Below are 13,895 nucleotides of genomic sequence, written 5' to 3' on the forward strand. Positions count from 1 at the left end.
GGATCCAGGAATACATGCAGCACTCGGATGCGACCAACGAGGTCTTCGAGCAGTCCATGACGTTCGTGGACGGCTACCTGCACCCGGGCGAGGCGGCCGGCATCGGCGTCGAATTCAACGAAGAAGCCGCCGCCGCGTTCCCCTACCAGCAGGCCTACCTGCCCTACAACCGCCTCGTGGACGGAACCGTCCATGACTGGTAACCAGACCATGACCGGTAACTGTCCCTGAAACGCCAAAAAGGTCCCGGGCGGCGAGTCGATGCTCTGCCGCCCGGGACCTGGCTTTTTGAAGTCCGGCACTCAGCGTCCGGTTTACCGGTGGCTAGTGAACGAGCTCGCGGGTCATGCCGAAGGGGACCTGGTCGGAGAGGGCCGCAGTGTAGTGGCCCGGCTTGTGCCGCGTGAGCAGAATGCCGTGCGTCCCCGTGGTCATGGCGAGCTGCTGCAGCCCGCGGACGGCGTCGTTGAGTCGTTCGTCGAGGACGTGCCGGTTGTCGACTTGGATCTCAATGAACTCGGTAGTAGTGGTCATCGCTCTGTCTTTCTTGGAGTACTTCTAGTCGGCCCCAATGGATTCAGGAACAGTAACGTCATATTTATTGACGCGTCAAATCCCTCCAGGAGCAACTTTTGGTCCGGAATTACGGTTCCGGCGGACCGGGTGCCGTTGACCTGCGGTTCCTTTCGATCGGGGACCTTGGGCCCTAGACATCTACCGGGCAGGCCGAGAGATGCTCGTGGACGCAGACGATGCTGCCGTCCAAGGCCCGGGAGAAGATGATGGTCTCCCGCTCATCGCTTGTATCGCGGCCACCTTCCCGGTCAATCTGGACTGTCGTGGCCACGCGGTGCGAAAACACCGCGGTAGCCCCTAGGAGCTGGATATCCTGCTCGCTGCTCCGGCAGTCCAGCACCCGCCAGCCGCTGGCGAGCCAGCTGTCCCAAAGGGTCCGGTAGGCGGACCGCGAACCAAGGCTCTGGGCTTCCGGGTGGAAGATGAATGTCGCCTGGGGGCTGAAGGCTGCAAAGTAGGCCTCGGTGTCCGTGGCCGCGAAGGCGGCGACCAAGCGGTCCGCTGCCTCCTGCACCTCTTCCCGGCTGAGCGCGCCGGGCGCCGTCGACTGCAGTATTGTCGGCTGCTGCTTTGTTTGCTGCAGTACCGTCGGCCGCAGCTCCGGAACGGGCAGCGGCCTGGCCACGGCCCGGATCGGGGCGCCGTCGGCCCCGGGGATATTGAGCGGAAAGAGGAAGACCTCGACGTCGGCTCCTGCGTCCCTCGCCCTCTGGACCTGCTCCAGCCCGGTGAGGTTTTCCACGATGATGCAGCCGTTTCCGGCAAGGATGGCGTGGGCGGGGAAGCCGCCCCCCGCCGGGGTGCCGTCCCAGGCGCCGGCGAAGCTGGGATCCACGCTGAGGGCATCCAGGCCTATGGCGCGGTAGCCGCGGTCCACGATCAGTTGCGCCGCAGCAGGCTCGAGCCACGGGTGCTTGAGGTACTCGTCGGTTCCCCAGGCCGCGGCGCAGCCGGTGTGCAGCAGCAGGATTTTCGCTGGATCCCCGGGATTTTCAGGATCCCCGGGGGAGCCGGCCGGGGCGATCCCTGCCAACTGGGCGGTGGTGATGGCGCCGCCGCGGGCCACCCCCCGGACGTCCACAATTTCGGCGATCCCCCCGAAGCGGGACAGCGGCAGTTCGTCCAGGGCCGCCCAGCCGTCACCCACATGCAGGGGTGCGTCGGCGTGGGTGCCCGAATGGGAGCCCAGCGCGAGGGAGAGCACATTGGCGCCGTCGGCCTCCACGGTCAGCGCCGATGCGATCCGGACTTCTGGGTCTCCGGGGTAGACAGGCATTCCGGTGCGGAGCGGAACGCTGAGATCGAACCACGTCACGGCTGGCCCACCAGCTCGGGATCCCGGTCGCCGGGCAAGCCCGGCGCAGCAGCCTCCTGTGTTACGGCCGGTACGGCATTGCCAGCTGCATCCCTAACCGGCGGCACCGCCGTGTCCTTGGAGGGGATCCAGCGCGGCCCGGCGGCGGGGAACACCCCGCGCGGCTCCGGGAAGATCCACAGCAGCCCGAGGTAGAGGACAGCCGCAAGCGCCAGCGATGCCGGCAGGCTGATGTCCACGCCGCCCGCCAGGTTGCCCAGGGGCCCTTGGAACTGGCCGGGCATGTTCACCAAACTCAGCCCTGCCGCGGCGCTGACCAGCCAGGCGGTCATGCCGCGCAGGTTCCAGCCGTGGTTGAACCAGTACCGTCCGCCACTCTGGCGCCGGTTGAACACCTGGAGGGCATCGGCGTCGTACCAGCCGCGGCGGGTGATGAAGCCGATGATCATGACCACCATCCACGGCGCGGTGCAGGTCACGATCAGGGTGGCGAACGTGGAGATGCTCTGAACGAGGTTGAAGGCGAAACGGCCGGCGAAGATGAATGCGATCGCCAGGACCCCGATGAAGAGGGTGGCCTGGACCCGGTTGAATCTCGGAAAGACGCTGCTGAAGTCAAGACCGGTGCCGTACAGCGAGGACGCCCCGGTGGACATGCCGCCGATCAGGGCTATGGCGCAAAGCGGCACGAAATACCAGGCCGGGGAAACCGCAAGCAGGCCGCCAACGTAGTTCGGCGCCGCCGGGTCCATGAATTCCGGCGCCTTGGTGGCGATGATGGACGCCGTGGCCAGGCCAAAGACGAACGGAATAAGCGTTGCCAGCTGGGCCAGCAGCGCCGCACCCATGACCCGGCGCTTCGGTGTGGCGGTGGGGATGTATCGCGCCCAGTCGCCCAGGAACGCGCCGAAGGAGATGGGGTTGGACATGACGATCAGGGCTGCGCCGATGAAGGCCGGAATGAATCCTGCCATGCCGACGCCGTCGAATCCGGTCCCGAAGGTGCCCGCAAAGTTCAGGTTGAAGTCGCCCGCGAAGGCGATGAAGCCTACAACGAACAGCAGGGTGGCCGCCGTGACGGCAATCTTGTTCACCAGCAGCATGAACTTGAACCCGTAGACACAGACAACCAGGACGAGTCCACCAAAGAGGCCGTAGGCGACGGCGAACGAGCCCATGTCCTGCGGCAGGCCAACCAGCCGGTTCAGGCCGCCCACCAGGGCATCGCCGGAACTCCAGACCGAGATGGAGAAAAATGCCAATGCAGTCAGCAAGGACAGGAATGATCCGACCACTCGGCCGTGCACGCCCAGGTGGGCGGAGGAAGACACCGCGTTGTTGGTCCCGTTCGTGGGACCAAAGACGGCCATGGGTGCCAGCAGGACGGCGCCGACCACCAGGCCCGTCACCGTCGCGGCGAGCCCCTGCCAGAAGGACAGGCCAAACAGGATCGGAAATGCGCCCAGGAAGGCCGTGGCAAAGGTGTTGGCCCCGCCGAACGAAACCCTGAACAGGTCAAAGGCGCTCGCATTGCGGTCCTTCTCCGGTATCCGTTCAATGCCGTAGGTCTCCACCTCGGTGACCTTTCCGCGGCTCCGCACCGTGCGGGCACCGGCAGGCTGTTCCTCGACCATTGTTGTTCTCCATCCAGCTCATCATTGATTTCCGAAAGAGTTGCTTAATAAGCATCACAAGTTGTGTTGGAGGCTACAGTGTGAAGCAGCTCACAGCAAGATCCTGCCCCGTCTGGGCGAAAGGTTACGCAGGCCGGCGGCTCGCCAGCCCCCGGCGCAGAAGGTCCCGGCTGGCCATTTGCCTCCCATTGCGCACATAAGAGGGGATAATCGTCAGTTGGGACTATCCACAACACGGCGCAAAGGCGGCAGGGCGACATGGCAGAGGCTCAAACAGGCAAACCGCAGGGCCGGTGGCGGACCTTCCACGAAAAGTTCGTCGTGGAGGAGCGGTACATGACCGCGACGGCGCGCCGGAATCTCTACCGGATTGCCGTCGTCCTGATGATCACGGGCGCCGCACTGTTTGTGGTAATCCTGGCCAGCGTCCTCCAGCACGGCGGCATCTCGGGGGCGGACGAACCCGTGCGGGTGTGGCTCTTGACCCTGCGGGGGGAACCTGCCACCACGATCATGATCATTCTGGCGATCGTCTTCGGCCCCATCGGCCTGCCGATCATCGTCCTTATCGTGACTGTGGCCTGGGGTTTGCTTGCCAAGCACGCCTGGCGCCCGATGCTCCTGGCCGGCGCCATGCTGACCGGAGTGATCCTGGCGCAGGTCATCGGCCGCATCGTGGAACGCCACCGGCCGCCGGTGGACCTCATGCTCTTCGGCGCCGATACCACGTTCTCGTTTCCGTCCGGCCATGTCCTGGGCGCGTGCGACTTCCTGCTGGTCACCACGTACTTGGTCTTTTCGCGCCGCAAGAACCCCAAGACCGCCGTCGTCGCCTTCATTGTGGCGGTGATCGGCATGTTCTTCGCAGCCATCAGCCGCCTCTACCTCGGCTACCACTGGCTGACCGACGCCCTGGGCGCCTTCTCGATCTCGCTCGTGGTCCTGGGTGCGGTCATTGCGCTGGACACCTGGCGGACGGCCCGGATTCCGGGCGAACAGATCACTGGAACGCTGTCCACCGCCGACGCCGGCCAGGACTGAGCGCCGTCAGCGGGCGCGGGCCCGCTTGAGCTCGGCCCGCAGCCGGGCGTTAGCTGCCTCCAGTTCCATCACCTTGGCCACGCCGGCCAGGTTGAGGCCCTCCGCCAGGAGCTGGCTAATCCGCCGCAGCACCACGAGGTCTGCGTCGCTGTACTGCCGGGTGCCACCGGCAGTGCGGTCCGGCGCGAGGAGCCCCCGGCGCTCGTAGAGCCGGATATTCTGCTGTCCCGTGCCCACCAGCTGCGCCACCACGGAGATGGCGTACAGGCCGGAACCCGCGCCGCGGTCCGCCATGGTTTTCCTCCCGTTCCGGTAATTCCCTTGCATCAGTGTTTCACTGGTGCTATAAAAAATCTATACCCACCACCACAGAAAAATCGTGGTGGGTTATGGAAGGAATGCAGATCAACTCGCGCTGAAGGAGTGGGAAATGATGTTGATTCGGACGGACCCGTTCCGTGACTTTGACCGGCTCGCCCAGCAGGTGTTCGGGACTGTGGCGCGCCCAGCGGCCATGCCCATGGACGCATGGCAGGAGGACGGCGTATTCGTCGTCGCGTTCGATCTTCCGGGGGTCAATGTCGACTCGATCGGGCTCGACATCGAGCGCAATGTCCTGACGGTCCGGGCGGAACGGCGGGATCCGGTGCAGCCCAACGTGGAACTGACGGTCTCGGAGCGCCCCCGTGGCGTGTTCAGCCGCCAGCTGATCCTCGGTGACACCCTGGACACGGAGAACGTGAAGGCGGACTACGCCGACGGCGTCCTGACGCTGCGCATCCCGGTGGCGGAGGCGGCCAAGCCGCGGAAGATTGAAGTCACCCGTTCGCAGGACAAACTGCAGGAGATCGATAAGTAGTCCCCGGAGCCGGCGCGGCGCTCGAAGCACCGCGCCGGCTCCGGCTGCATCCAGCGGAGGCCGAACCATGCCCGGCAGGAACCCTGATCCCCGCGGCTACTATGCGCTGTTGCACGTCTCGCCGGAGGCGAGTCGGCAGGAGATTGGCCGCGCCTTCCGGGCGCTGATGCGCCGGCACCATCCCGACAGGCACCATCCGGACATTCGCAAGTTGGAGACCGAGCTTCCCGACGGCACCGACGCGGGCGCGATTCTGCACGCTTTCGCCGTGCTGCGGGACGCCAGGACCCGGGCGGAGTACGACGCCGGCGGCTGGCGGGCCGACGTCCAAGGCAGCACGTTCAATCACCAGAACGGCCGGAACCACCAGGACGGCCAGAGCCACCAGAGCGGCCAGAACCACCAGGGCGGGCAGAATCACCAGAACGGCCTCGGCGGCCGCGACATCCCGGTGCGGATCATCCGACGTCGGGATCCCCTTGTGCGCGTGCTCCCCGTGCGCTGGGAACCCGGGCCGTGACGGGACGGCGTTGGGGCTTCAGTTGCTGGCGGCGGCGTAGGCGTTCAGGCTAAGTGAGAACACGACCCAGGAGACGTACGGCAGCATGAGCAGGCCCGCGGCCCGGCTGATGAGGCCGAACCGGACCACTGTGGCACCGGCGGCCACGGCATGGGCTGTGATGACCAGGAGGGCCAGCCAGAGGGCGGCCGAGCCGACCATGGGGTAAATGCCGAAGAACAGGGGCGCCCAGGCGAGGTTCAAGAGCAGCAGGATGCCGTAGACGGTCATGGCGCCTCGGCTGCGCCCGGAGGGAAGTCCCGCTCCCTGCCGCCAGACCAGCCACGCCGCCACCGCCATGGCCGTATATAGGACCGTCCAGACCGCTCCGAAGGCCCAGCCGGGCGGAGTCCACGGAGCCTTGTCCGCCGCGGCGTACCAACCGCCAGCGTTCTCGATGATGACCAGCGACGCCAGGAAGGACACCCCGTGGGAAACCGCGAGGAAGCAGAGGAGAGCCGCTGCCTGCCGGCGGGGGCTGGGCGGCGCCGAGGCCGGCCGGCGGTTGACGCCATGTTCAGTTTTAACGTGCACGGGTCAACACTGGCCAATGGCGCCGCGCCCGTCAAACCGGGCGCGTCGTGGCGCCCGCCCCCGGGGGAAGCCTAAGATCAGTCAACCAACTCCTGAAACTACATAGAGGTCCCGTCGATGAACGCTTCCGCCAAGGATCTGGCTTCCCTTCTTCCGCCCGGCTTCACCCTGGGCGTGGCTACGTCTGCCTTCCAGATTGAGGGGGCGCTCGATGAAGACGGCCGCGGTCCCTCCGGATGGGATGTCTTCGCCGCGAAACCGGGGTCGATCGTGGAGGACCATAGCCCTGCAGTCTCCTGCGACCACTACCACCGGATGCCAGAGGACGTGGCACTGATGAAGGCCCTGGGGATCGACTCGTACCGGTTTTCGTTGTCATGGTCCAGGATCCAGCCCGGCGGCAGCGGGCCCGTGAACCCCGCCGGACTGGACTTCTACGCCCGGCTGATCGACCTGTTGCTCGCCAACGGCATTTCCCCCATGGCCACGCTCTACCACTGGGACACCCCGCTGCCCCTGGATGAGGCCGGCGGCTGGATGAACCGGGATACGGCCTACCGGCTGGGGGACTTCGCCGCCATTGCCGCAGCCGCTTTCGGGGACCGGGTTACCCGCTGGGTGACTGTCAACGAGCCCGCCACAGTCACCACCAACGGCTACGCCCTGGGCATGCATGCGCCCGGTGAGGCGCTCATGCTCAAGTCCCTCCCCAGCGTGCACCACCAGTTGCTCGGCCACGGCCTGGCGCTCCAGGCGCTGCGTGCCGCCAAGGTGCAGGGAGAAATTGGCATCACCAACGTGTACTCACCGATGGTCCCCGCCACCGCCAACCCGCTGGACGCGGTCAGCGCCGGACTCATGGATGTGGCGCAAAACCGGCTCTACGCCGATCCCGTGCTGCTCGGCAAGTACCCGGATGTCATTCGGGCCGCCACGTTCTTTTCGTCGTCTTTCAGCCCCTCCAGCGAAGACATGGAGCTGATCTCCCAGCCCCTGGATTTCTATGGCCTGAACTATTACATGCCCACCCGCGTCGGGGCGGGCCCGGGTGAGGGGGCCGTGCCGCCCGGCATGGCCGAGGCCATGGGGGATGACCTCAGCGGGACACCCGGTGCGCCCTTTCACATCGCGCCGTTCCCGGACACCGAGACCACGGCCTACGGCTGGCCGGTCAAGCCCGAATACATGTCCGTCGCCCTGGCTGAGCTGGCCGACCGCTACCCGGATCTGCCTCCGGTCTACATCACCGAGGGCGGGGCCAGCTTCGAGGACGTGGTGGTCCAGTGTGTCGGGTCGGACCGCCGGATGGTTCCGGATGAACGGCGCCTGCGTTACCTCGCGGACCACATCGGCACGGCCCTGGAAGCGACCCGTCCCGGCGGTGCGGCCGAGGCCGTGGACCTTCGCGGCTACTATGTGTGGTCCTTCATGGATAACTTCGAATGGTCCGCCGGCTACAAGCAGCCGTTCGGTCTGGTGCACGTCGATTTCGACACCCAGGTCCGCACACCGAAGGCCTCCTACTACTGGCTCCAGGAGGTACTTGCGGCCCGGAACGCGGCGCCCGCCGCGCAACCGGCAGGCGGACAGCAGGACGGAGCCCCCGCCGCCGGACAGCAGGACGCCGACGGACAGAACGGCGGAGTTGCCGACGTCGGAGAGCCCAGCCCGGCGGGCTGACGTCCCTAAGGCAGCTTCAACCTAAACCAGCTTCAACTCAGAGCAGATCCAGGTCCTGTAGGCCCTTCGCGAGTCCGGCGCCGTCGGGCGAATAGAGCCACGGGACGGATGATTCCGAGTGGTCTCCGGTGTCGGAGTGGCCGCCGGCGAAGACGGCCTCGCTGGCCGAGAGCTGCCGGATGCCGATCGCGGCGACCCGGTCCGGGTGCTCCTGCGCGAAGCCGGAGTAGATCTCTTCATCGTGCTGGCCGTTGTCGCCGAACAGCAGCCAGCGCATTTTCGGGAACTCCTGGGCCAGCAGTTCAAGGTTCCGCCGTTTGTGTTCCTGGCCGCTGCGGAACCAGCGGTCGTGGGTCAGCCCCCAGTCCGTGAGCAGCAGGGCGCCCGAGGGGTAGAGGTTCCGGGCGATGAAGCGGGCCAGGGTGGGAGCCGCGTTCCACGGCCCGGTGGACAGGTAGATCACCGGCGCCTCCGGGTGCTCCACCTTGAGCCGATCCATCAGGACGGCCATGCCCGGCGTCGCCATCCGGGCGCGTTCGTTCAGGACGAAGGTGTTCCACAGTGCTAGGAAAGGCCGGGGGAGGGCCGTGACCATGATGGTGTCGTCAATGTCCGAGACAATGCCCAGCTTGGTGTCAGGGGAGATCACGAAAATCCTGGCTTCGACCGGTTCCGTTCCTTCGGCCCGCAGCACGGCCGTATGCCAGCCCGGGGTCAGGGCCACGTGCACCAGGGTGTCCACCAGGCCGCCGCGGTCGGTGTGCACGCGCGTGGTGACGCCGCCGATCTGGATCTCCACTTCGGTGAACTGGACCGGGACACTCGTGAAGGCGCGCCAGCCGCGGACGTTCTGGTTGCCGTTCAGGGCCAGCCGCTCCGCCTTGCTGCCGGGAGCAGGCCTGCTGGTGAGGACCACGCGGCCAAGCAGCCTGACCCACTCTGTCGACCCGTAGCCCTGATAGGCGACGGTCTGCGGGATGAACTTCCAACTCCGGGCCGTCTTGAGGCGAACCCCGTTCACCGTGTCCGACACCCAATGGGCGAGCCGGAAGGCCCTGTTGCCGGATACGGGCAGCTGCTGCGCTGGTTGCGACGCCAATTCCATGCCTCCACTCTCCCACAGAGCCGGGCTCGGGCAGTGCCGGCGGGCTCGGGTGTGGTTGCCCCCGTGACGCCGGGTTACCAGTGTGCCGGCTCACCCAGCAGCCCGCGCAGTGTGGCGGCGTTGCGGACGGCGTTGCCGCCGCCGTCGTTGTTGAAATATGCGTAGACGTCTTTCCCGCTGGCCTGCCACTCGCGGATCCGGTCCGCCCACCAGCGCAGGTCGTCATCGGAATAGGATCCGCCGTACAGGAAGTCGTGGTCCGGGCCGTGCAGCCGGATGTAGACGAACGGCGCGGTGGCGCGCAGGACGCACGGGAGCCCGGCGCCGCTCATGATGCAGTAAGCCGCGCCGTGACGTTCCAGCAGGGCGTACACGGAATCGTCGTCCCAGCTTGGGTGGCGGAACTCCACACAGACGCGGATCCACTCGGGGAGCGCCGCCAGGAAGTAGTCCAGCCGGGCGTCATCCCGCGCTAAGCCCGGGGGCAGCTGGACGAGCAGCACGGCCCGCTTGTCGCCGAGTTCGTGCCAGCACCGGGTGATCCGGTCCGCCCAGACCTCCGGGGCGTACAGCTTCTTGGCGTGCGTCAGGCCACGGGGCGCCTTGACGGACAGGGCGAAACCGTCGGGCAGGCGGCGGCGCCAGCTGGCGAACGATCCCTCTTTCGGCCAGCGGTAGAAGCTGGCATTCAGTTCCACGGTGTCGAAGCGGGCCGCGTAGTGCGCCAGCCTGTCCCGGGCCGGCAGGCCCGGCGGATAGAGGACCCCGTCCCAGTGGTCATAGCTCCAGCCGGACGTGCCGATCCGCACAGCGGCTTCGTGCTCTGCCATGCCCGTCCCCTTCCCCCAATGATGGATCCTCGTTCTCCGGCCAGTCCCGCGTGCCGTCCTCCGGGCGTCCCGTGCGCCGCCTCCCGTGCGCCGTCACCGTGCCGGGTGCGACGGCGGTGTGGCACTGTAAGTGTCATGGTACGCATCGAGGATTACGCAATGGTCGGGGATCTGCATACCGCGGCCCTGATCAGCACTGAAGGTTCCATCGACTGGCTGTGCCTGCCACGCTTCGACTCACCAGCCTGTTTCAGCGCGCTCCTCGATACCCCCGCGGCCGGCCGGTGGCTGTTGGCGCCGGCAGCCGGCGGCGAATGCACGCGCCGCCGCTACCGCAAGGGCACGCTGATCCTGGAAACCGAGTGGGACCTGCCCGAAGGCAAGGTCCGGATCATTGACTTCATGCCGCCCCGCGACGAAGTGGCGGACATCGTGCGGATCGTGGTCGGTGTCCGCGGCACGGTGCGGATGCGCGGCGAACTGGCCCTCCGGTTCGACTACGGCCATATTGTGCCGTGGGTCCGCCACGACGAGCGCGGAATCCACGCCGTCGCCGGGCCCGACGCCGCCTATCTGGTGACCGAGGCGCCCCTGCGCGGCGAGCGGATGCACACCGTCAGCGACTTCACGGTCACGGCCGGGGAGCGCGTGCCCTTCGTGCTGACCTGGAGCCCCAGCCACCTCCGCCGGCCGCGCTCCGTGAACCCGGAGGCGGTCCTGGCGTCCACCGAGGAGTTCTGGCTCGGCTGGTCGGCGAAGTGCAGAATCACCGGGCCGCACCGTGACGCGGTCCAGCGCTCGCTGATCACGCTCAAAGCCTTGACCTTCGCCCCCACCGGCGGCATCGTTGCCGCCGTAACGACGTCCCTGCCGGAGGAGATCGGTGGCACCCGGAACTGGGACTACCGCTTCTGCTGGCTGCGCGACGCCACCCTGACCTTGCAGGCTTTGCTGGCCGCCGGCTACACGGAGGAGGCCGGCGCGTGGCGCGACTGGCTGCTCCGCGCCGTCGCCGGGGACCCGGCGGATCTGCAGATCATGTACGGGCTCCACGGTGAACGCCGGCTGCCGGAGCTCGAACTGCCGTGGCTGAAGGGCTATGAAAACTCGGCCCCGGTGCGGACCGGGAACGGCGCGGCCGGCCAGTTGCAGCTCGACGTCTGGGGCGAGGTGCTCGATTGCCTGTCCCTGACCCGGAACTCGCTCCTCAAGCACACTGACGACGCCTGGGACGTCCAAGTGGCCCTCATGGAACATCTCGAGACAGCCTGGAGCCAGCCGGATAACGGGCTGTGGGAAATGCGCGGCCCGCAACGCCATTTCACGCACTCCAAGGTGATGGCATGGGTGGCGGCGGACCGCATGGTCAAGGGGGTAAGGGACTTCGGCCTGATCGGCCCGGCGGACCGCTGGGAGGAGCTGCGTGACACCATCCACGCCGAGGTCATGGCCAACGGGTTCGACGCCGAACGCAACACGTTCGTGCAGTCCTACGGGCGGCCCGAGCTGGACGCGAGCCTCCTGCTGCTGCCCCGGGTGGGGTTCCTGGCGCCAGATGATCCTCGCATCATCGGAACCATCGACGCCGTCCAGCGCGAGTTGACGCATGACGGCTTCCTGCGCCGCTACCTGCCGGCGCAGAGCGATGACGGGCTTCCCGGTGAGGAAGGGGTGTTCCTGGCATGCTCCTTCTGGCTGGTGGAGGCCCTGATCGGGGCGGGCCGGCGCCACGAGGCCGGGGAACTGTTCGAGCGCCTGCTGGCGCTGCGCAACGATGTCGGACTCCTCAGCGAGGAGTGGGGCGTCGACGCCGGCCGGCAGCTGGGCAACACGCCGCAGGCCTTCAGCCACTTCGCCCTGGTGATGAGCGCGCTGGAACTGCATGAAGATGGCATCCGCCGCAGCGATACCCCGCCGCCCGGCGCGGCCGGGACGCCGCCCCGGCCCGGCCGATCGCCCCGCCCGCGCCCCGCGCCGCGCCGGTAATCCGCGGCCGCCAGGGCCGCCCGTGAGGTGTCCCCGTGGCCCGCGCCCGCGCCGCGCCGGTAATCCGCGCCCGCCGTCGGCCGCCCGTGGGCGGTAGGCGGGACCTTCAGCACTTTCCCTCCACAGTTAAGTAAGTACACTTACTAACATCCCGGCGGGGGATACGAGGGAACGAGGAGTGTGCAATGGCGGGGTATTTTGAGCTCGTGGACGCGCCCGACGGCGGCTACCGCATTCGGATGGTGGACGGGGCAGGACAACTGATGGCAGTTTCAGTGACGTTTCCGACCAAGAAGGCGGCAGTGGCGGGGGTGGCCCAGGCGAGGGAGATCGCCGGAACCGGCCTGATCAGGGACCGCAGCGCCGACGGCCGGTCCGCCATGCCCGGCTCGTCCGCCCGGGTGATCAGGGGGCGGCTCGGCGGTGCCGGACGCTCAACGTCCGCAACGGGGGGCTCTCTGGCAGCGGGAAAGAGGGCACGGGCCCGCCACTGACTCTCCGCGCGGCCGTTGCCCCAGCCGAGAATCACGCGCCGAGCGGTACAGTATGGCCATGGATCAGCGGGGGAATCGAGGTTCCGGCCGTGCCCGGAATAGTCTGCTCGGCCGCGTGGCAGTGCCGCTTGTTGCCGCGGCCATGTTGCTCGCAGGTTTGGTCTTTCTCGCCCAGCCGGTGCCGCAGGAGGACTTTGGCTGGTTCGCGTACGCTCCGCTGGCCATGGGGCCCGTCCTACCGCAGGGGCTCATGTTCATGGGGGCCAGCGCCTGGGCCGGGTCCGCGCTGATCGGCGTCGGGTTGCTGGTGCTGGCGTTCTGGTCCGGCTACCGCACGGGTCGGCAGGCCCGGGACCGCAGCGGCGACGCCCGCTAGGGGGCACGCCCCCAAAATGTCCGCCCCGCCGCCTCCCGAGAAGACAGTTCGCGGCGGTCCGGGCGCGAAACACTGCCGTGATGTGCCGTCTCGGCGGTACGCTGGCCGGGCAGCCGCGTAATGGTCGAGGAGGACCCCATGAGCCAGCACCACACCCCCGGAAGGGTCGCCGTCGTCACCGGAGCCGGTTCCGGCATCGGCCGTGCGGTGGCCCGCCTCATGCTGGCCGAGGGCTACCGGGTGGTCCTGGCGGGGCGGCGGGAAGAGCCGCTCCGTGAGACCGCGGCCGGCCACCGCCAGGCGCTCGCGGTCCCGTGCGATGTCACCGTCCCCGACGACGTCGAGCGGCTCTTCGCCGCGGCGCTGGGCCAGTGGGAACGGGTTGACGTGCTCTTCAACAACGCCGGCGTGTTCGGCCCCGCTGCCTCGGTGGACGAGATCACCATGGAGGACTGGGACGCGACCGTAGCCGTAAACCTCACAGGATCCCTCCTTTGCGCCGCGGCCGCCGTCCGGGCCATGAAGGCCCAGTCGCCCCAGGGCGGAAGAATCATCAACAACGGTTCGATCGCGGCGCATTCGCCCCGGCCGCGGACCGTGGCCTACACAGTGACCAAGCACGCGATCACGGGGCTGACCAAGAGCATTGACCTGGACGGGCGCGGGTTCGGCATCACCTGCGGACAAATCGACATCGGCAATGCCGCCACGGATCTCATGGAGGAAATCGGCGTCGGCTCCGGGGCAGCCCAGGCGGACGGCAGCCTGCGGGCCGAACCGACATTTGCGGTGCAGGACGCCGCCCGGGCCGTGCTGCTGATGGCCGGGATGCCGGCGTCGGCCAACGTGGGTTCCCTCGTGGTCACGGCCGCGGGCATGCCGTACATCGGGCGCGGCTGAGGGCCC

General features: G+C 67.6%; 15 protein-coding genes and 1 pseudogene. 9 read left to right on the plus strand and 7 right to left on the minus strand.

The features are described 5' to 3' along the window. Window positions 1-203 (plus strand): annotated as a pseudogene (locus tag M2428_RS17365) (bifunctional D-altronate/D-mannonate dehydratase); the annotation flags it as partial. A 121-nt stretch (window positions 204-324) separates the two neighbouring features. Here M2428_RS17365 and M2428_RS17370 read toward each other — a convergent pair. The 3 genes from M2428_RS17370 to M2428_RS17380 all read right to left on the minus strand — a co-directional run bounded on the left by M2428_RS17370 (window position 325) and on the right by M2428_RS17380 (window position 3,525). Further along, window positions 325-534, minus strand: coding sequence for a hypothetical protein (locus tag M2428_RS17370; RefSeq protein ID WP_277527214.1), 210 nt, complete (start codon window positions 532-534; stop codon window positions 325-327). A gap of 172 nt (window positions 535-706) precedes the next feature. Then, window positions 707-1,891 (minus strand): cyclase family protein, encoded by a 1,185-nt coding sequence (locus M2428_RS17375; protein WP_277527215.1) that lies wholly within the window; start codon window positions 1,889-1,891, stop codon window positions 707-709. After that, on the minus strand, window positions 1,888-3,525 hold the full coding sequence (locus tag M2428_RS17380; protein ID WP_277527216.1) for a cytosine permease: 1,638 nt from the start codon (window positions 3,523-3,525) through the stop codon (window positions 1,888-1,890). Before M2428_RS17380 ends, M2428_RS17375 begins: the two co-directional genes overlap by 4 nt. 258 nt (window positions 3,526-3,783) lie before the next feature. Between M2428_RS17380 and M2428_RS17385 the strand changes: the two genes are divergently transcribed. Continuing rightward, entirely contained in the window at window positions 3,784-4,566 is a 783-nt protein-coding gene (locus M2428_RS17385) for a phosphatase PAP2 family protein (RefSeq protein ID WP_277527217.1), read from the plus strand. A 6-nt stretch (window positions 4,567-4,572) separates the two neighbouring features. On the opposite strand, the gene M2428_RS17390 is transcribed toward M2428_RS17385, so the two are convergent. Next, window positions 4,573-4,860, minus strand: a complete 288-nt coding sequence (locus M2428_RS17390; RefSeq protein ID WP_277527218.1) for a MerR family transcriptional regulator — start codon at window positions 4,858-4,860, stop codon at window positions 4,573-4,575. Between the two features lie 136 nt (window positions 4,861-4,996). Between M2428_RS17390 and M2428_RS17395 the strand changes: the two genes are divergently transcribed. Together M2428_RS17395 and M2428_RS17400 are read left to right on the plus strand one after the other, a co-directional pair. After that, complete coding sequence (locus tag M2428_RS17395) at window positions 4,997-5,425, plus strand: Hsp20/alpha crystallin family protein (RefSeq protein ID WP_277527219.1); 429 nt, start codon at window positions 4,997-4,999, stop codon at window positions 5,423-5,425. Window positions 5,426-5,492: 67 nt separating this feature from the next. Beyond that, window positions 5,493-5,945 carry a J domain-containing protein gene (locus tag M2428_RS17400; RefSeq protein ID WP_277527220.1) on the plus strand — a complete coding sequence of 151 codons (453 nt, stop codon included), beginning with the start codon at window positions 5,493-5,495 and terminating at the stop codon, window positions 5,943-5,945. Between the two features lie 18 nt (window positions 5,946-5,963). On the opposite strand, the gene M2428_RS17405 is transcribed toward M2428_RS17400, so the two are convergent. Further along, on the minus strand, window positions 5,964-6,518 hold the full coding sequence (locus M2428_RS17405) for a TspO/MBR family protein (protein ID WP_277527221.1): 555 nt from the start codon (window positions 6,516-6,518) through the stop codon (window positions 5,964-5,966). A gap of 117 nt (window positions 6,519-6,635) precedes the next feature. On the opposite strand from M2428_RS17405, the gene M2428_RS17410 reads away from it, so the two are divergent. After that, window positions 6,636-8,198: a GH1 family beta-glucosidase gene (locus M2428_RS17410; protein ID WP_277527222.1), complete on the plus strand. Its 1,563-nt coding sequence runs from the start codon at window positions 6,636-6,638 to the stop codon at window positions 8,196-8,198. A 37-nt stretch (window positions 8,199-8,235) separates the two neighbouring features. Here M2428_RS17410 and M2428_RS17415 read toward each other — a convergent pair whose 3' ends face one another. Together M2428_RS17415 and M2428_RS17420 are read right to left on the minus strand one after the other, a co-directional pair. After that, window positions 8,236-9,303 carry a phosphatase domain-containing protein gene (locus M2428_RS17415; protein ID WP_277527223.1) on the minus strand — a complete coding sequence of 356 codons (1,068 nt, stop codon included), beginning with the start codon at window positions 9,301-9,303 and terminating at the stop codon, window positions 8,236-8,238. Window positions 9,304-9,377: 74 nt separating this feature from the next. After that, window positions 9,378-10,133: a DUF72 domain-containing protein gene (locus M2428_RS17420; RefSeq protein WP_277527224.1), complete on the minus strand. Its 756-nt coding sequence runs from the start codon at window positions 10,131-10,133 to the stop codon at window positions 9,378-9,380. A 135-nt stretch (window positions 10,134-10,268) separates the two neighbouring features. On the opposite strand from M2428_RS17420, the gene M2428_RS17425 reads away from it, so the two are divergent. The 4 genes from M2428_RS17425 (at window position 10,269) to M2428_RS17440 (ending at window position 13,889) form a co-directional block, all read left to right on the plus strand. Beyond that, window positions 10,269-12,119, plus strand: a complete 1,851-nt coding sequence (locus M2428_RS17425; protein ID WP_277527225.1) for a glycoside hydrolase family 15 protein — start codon at window positions 10,269-10,271, stop codon at window positions 12,117-12,119. Between the two features lie 185 nt (window positions 12,120-12,304). After that, window positions 12,305-12,613 carry a DUF1508 domain-containing protein gene (locus M2428_RS17430; RefSeq protein ID WP_277527226.1) on the plus strand — a complete coding sequence of 103 codons (309 nt, stop codon included), beginning with the start codon at window positions 12,305-12,307 and terminating at the stop codon, window positions 12,611-12,613. A 58-nt stretch (window positions 12,614-12,671) separates the two neighbouring features. Next, window positions 12,672-12,989 carry a hypothetical protein gene (locus M2428_RS17435; RefSeq protein WP_277527227.1) on the plus strand — a complete coding sequence of 106 codons (318 nt, stop codon included), beginning with the start codon at window positions 12,672-12,674 and terminating at the stop codon, window positions 12,987-12,989. Window positions 12,990-13,127: 138 nt separating this feature from the next. Then, a complete protein-coding gene (locus M2428_RS17440; RefSeq protein ID WP_277527228.1) occupies window positions 13,128-13,889 on the plus strand; it encodes an SDR family oxidoreductase in 762 nt (253 codons plus the stop codon). Window positions 13,890-13,895 lie beyond the last annotated feature (6 nt).

The sequence above is a fragment of the Arthrobacter sp. ES3-54 genome, from assembly GCF_029504395.1.
Classification (GTDB): Bacteria; Actinomycetota; Actinomycetes; order Actinomycetales; family Micrococcaceae; genus Arthrobacter.